Origin of the sequence: Actinomadura rubrisoli (assembly GCF_004349215.1) — a bacterium.
GTDB classification, from domain to species: domain Bacteria; phylum Actinomycetota; class Actinomycetes; order Streptosporangiales; family Streptosporangiaceae; genus Spirillospora; species Spirillospora rubrisoli.
This window is the reverse complement of record NZ_SMKU01000603.1, coordinates 1-2,764: the sequence shown is the minus strand read 5'-3', so window position 1 is coordinate 2,764 and position 2,764 is coordinate 1. Positions and strand designations below refer to the sequence as shown.

General features: G+C 70.3%; 3 protein-coding genes. All 3 read left to right on the top strand.

The window, feature by feature from the left end; genetic code table 11:
- Positions 1-198 precede the first annotated feature (198 nt).
- Positions 199-948 (top strand): SMP-30/gluconolactonase/LRE family protein, encoded by a 750-nt coding sequence (locus tag E1298_RS45940; RefSeq protein WP_243726250.1) that lies wholly within the window; start codon positions 199-201, stop codon positions 946-948.
- A 112-nt stretch (positions 949-1,060) separates the two neighbouring features.
- Complete coding sequence (locus tag E1298_RS45935) at positions 1,061-1,723, top strand: response regulator transcription factor (protein ID WP_131903654.1); 663 nt, start codon at positions 1,061-1,063, stop codon at positions 1,721-1,723.
- The coding region (locus E1298_RS45930) for a sensor histidine kinase (RefSeq protein ID WP_243726249.1) at positions 1,720-2,764 on the top strand (1,045 nt) is incomplete at its 3' end. The genes E1298_RS45935 and E1298_RS45930, both read left to right, overlap by 4 nt.

Below are 2,764 nucleotides of genomic sequence, written 5' to 3'. Positions count from 1 at the left end.
GGCAAGGGGGGGTGGTGCGGGTTAGGGAATCGGTGAATGTTGGCGGGCATGTGGTCTCGACTTCTTATCACCGCACTGACAGCCGGGCTCGTCGTTCCGCTCGGGGGGTCCGCCCTGGGCGCCGTGGAGCCTCCACCCGATCGCATCCCGCTTCCCGCCGGATTCCAGCCGGAGGGTATTGCCGCTGGTCCCGGTGCCGTGGCGTTCCTCGGCTCGCGGGCCAACGGCGCCATCTTCCGGGCTGATCTGCGCACGGGGAAGGGCGAGGTGATCAGCCCGGCGACGGGCAAGCCGTCCCTCGGAATGAAGGTCGGCAACAAGCGCCTGTTCGTGGCGGGTGGCAACAGTGGGCTCGGTCGTGTCTACGACACCCGTGATGGGGCCTTGCTCAAGACGTATACGCTCGCGCCGAGTCCGTCGTTCATCAATGACGTCGCCCTCACGCGGGACTCCGCCTGGTTCACCGACTCGACCAATCCCGCGCTCTACAGGGTGCCCCGCGAGAAGGACGGCGAGGCGGTGAAGGTGCCGCTGACCGGGGACATCGTCTACCAGGCCGGGTTCAATGCCAACGGCATCGCCACCACCCCGGACGGTGAGTCGCTGCTGATCATCCAGTCGAACACCGGCAAGCTGTTCAAGGTCGACCCCCGCACCGGGGCGACCAAGACCGTGGATCTCCATGGGGAGGTGCTGAGCGCGGGCGATGGGATCCTGCGGGACGGCCGCACTCTGTACGCCGTGCAGAACCGGCTCAACACCGTGGCCGTCATCGTGTTGAGCGAGGACGGCGACGCGGGACGGGTCATCACCCGGCTGACCGATCCCCGGTTCGACGTTCCCACGACCGTCGCGCGCTCCGGCTCGCGGCTCTACCTGCCGAACGCCCGCTTCAACACGCCGCCCGCTCCCGACACCCCGTACGACGTCATCGCCGTCCAGCCCTGACGTTGGAACTCAAGCGGCGGGTCGTGTGCTTCGGGCGCATGACCCGCCGTCCCCGTTCGGGGATGATCCGACACTTATCGGCGTTTAACCCGGTGTCGGTCATGATCGGCGCATGCGCGTTTTGATCGTCGAGGACGAGCGGGTGCTCGCGGACACGATCGCCGAGGGGCTCCGGGAGGAGGCCATGGCGGTCGACGTGGTGTACGACGGCGACGACGCGCTGGAGCGGGCCTCGTACAACGAGTACGACGTAGTGGTGCTGGACCGGGACCTGCCGACCGTCCACGGCGACGACGTGTGCCGGGAGCTGGTGGCGCGCAGGCACGCCGGGCGGATCCTGATGCTGACCGCGTCCGGGGACGTGGACGACCGTGTGGACGGCCTGTCGCTGGGCGCCGACGACTACCTGCCCAAGCCGTTCGTGTTCAGCGAGCTGGTCGCGCGGGTCCGGGCGCTGTCGCGCCGGTCGGGCGCGCCGGTGCCGCCGGTGCTGGAGCGGCGCGGCATCCGCCTCGACCCCTACCGCCGCAGGGTCGCCCGGGACGGACGGGAGCTGCGGCTGACCAAGAAGGAGTTCGCCGTGCTGGAGGAGCTGCTGCGGGCCGAGGGCGGGGTGGTGAGCGCCGAACGGCTGCTGGAGCGGGCGTGGGACGAGAACATCGACCCGTTCAGCAACATCGTCCGGGTGACGATGGCGACGCTGCGCCGCAAGCTCGGCGAGCCGCCGGTGATCGAGACGGTCACCGGTGCCGGGTACCGGCTGGAGGCGCTATGAGACCCCGTCCGCGGCTGAGCGTCCGGACGCGGCTGACGCTGGTGTACGGGTCGCTGTTCATGGCGATGTCGGCGGTCCTGGTGACGGTGACGTACCTGCTGACCGTCCGCACCATGGAGCGCCGCGTCCCGATGCGGCAGGCGGCCGATTCGACGGCGACCGTGGCGCAGCTGAGGAAGCTGGCGTCGCCGGACGCGATGAACCAGCTGATGGCGATGAAGGCGGAGGCCGACCGGCAGATGGCCCAGCAGAAGCAGGACGTGCTCCAGCAGCTGCTGCAGAGCTCGCTGGTGACGATGCTGGTGGTCGGCGTCCTGGCGGTGGTGACGGGATACGTGGTCGCGGGGCGGATGCTGCGCCCGCTGCACACCGTCACGGCGACGGCGCGGCGGCTGTCGGAGAGCAACCTGTACGAGCGGATCGCGCTGGAGGGCCCGCAGGACGAGATCAAGGACCTGGCGGACACGTTCGACGGCATGCTGGACCGGCTGAACCGGGCGTTCGACACCCAGCGCCGCTTCGTCGCCAACGCCTCGCACGAGCTGCAGACGCCGCTGACCATCAACAGGACGGTGCTGGAGGTCGCCCTGGCGAGCCGCAAGAGCCCGCCGGAGACCAAGGCCCTCGCGGACGTGCTGCTGGGCAACACCGCGCGGCACGAGCGGCTCATCGAGGGGCTTTTGCTGCTCGCGCGGTCGGAGCGCGAGCTGGGCACCCGCGCGGGCACCCCGCTGCCGGACGTGGTGCGCGGCGCCCTCGACCATCTGGACGGGCAGGACGGCGACGTGGACGTGGAGGTGCGGCTCTCCCCCGCGGTGGTGACCGGCGATCCGGTGCTGCTGGAGCGCTGCGCGGTGAACCTGCTGGAGAACGCCGTGAAGTACAACGTGAAGGGCGGACGGGTGTGGGTGCGCACCGGCGTGCGGGACGGCGCGGCGTTCCTCCAGGTCGTCAACACGGGCCGGCCCGTCCCGTCCTACGAGGTCGGGACGATCTTCGAGCCGTTCCAGCGGCTGCGCGCGGACCGGGTGGGGTCGGCGG